We start from the raw sequence: 549 nt of genomic DNA on the forward strand, positions 1-549 counted from the left end.
GGCCAGCGGCTCGTCCAGGGGGTGGGCGGTGGCCAGTTCGGCGAGACCGGCGAGGGCCGCCTCGGCGTGGCCGAGCGCGACGTCGGCGGCTAGCCGGTCCCGGCGCGCCTCGGTGCGGCGGCGCTCGGCCCGGACGGCGAGGGGGTCGCCGTCCCGGTCGGGCAGGTCGGCCAGGGCGGGCCCGCGCCACAGCCGCAGCGCTCCGTCGAGCAGGCGGGCGGCGGGCCCCGGGGCCCCCGCCCGCCGCGCGGCGGCCGCCCCGGGGGCCCGCCCCCCGAACCGGAACAGGGCGACCTCGCCCGGCCCGGGGGCCCCCCCGACCCCCCCGGGGGCCGGGAGCGGCCCCCCCGCCCCCGCCCCTCCCGTCCCAGCAGCAGACCGCGGGCGTTCAGGGCGGCGAGGAGGAGACCGGCGGTGGCGCCCGGGGCCCGGCCGCGGCCCGGGGCGAGGTCGTCCGCCCACAGGGGGGTCAGCAGCAGGCTCAGGCCCAGCCGGTTCGGGGGGAACCCCGGGCCCGCCCGCCTGCTCTCCGCGTCCAGCGGTTTCACC

At 84.3% G+C, this 549-nt stretch carries 1 protein-coding gene; it reads right to left on the minus strand.

Annotated features, from left to right (window positions below; genetic code table 11):
• Window positions 1-462 (minus strand): BTAD domain-containing putative transcriptional regulator (locus tag A4V12_RS39435; RefSeq protein ID WP_267893183.1); only part of this gene is annotated, 462 nt, incomplete at its 3' end.
• Window positions 463-549 lie beyond the last annotated feature (87 nt).

Origin of the sequence: Streptomyces noursei, from assembly GCF_001646665.1 — a bacterium.
Taxonomy (GTDB): domain Bacteria; phylum Actinomycetota; class Actinomycetes; order Streptomycetales; family Streptomycetaceae; genus Streptomyces; species Streptomyces lavendulocolor.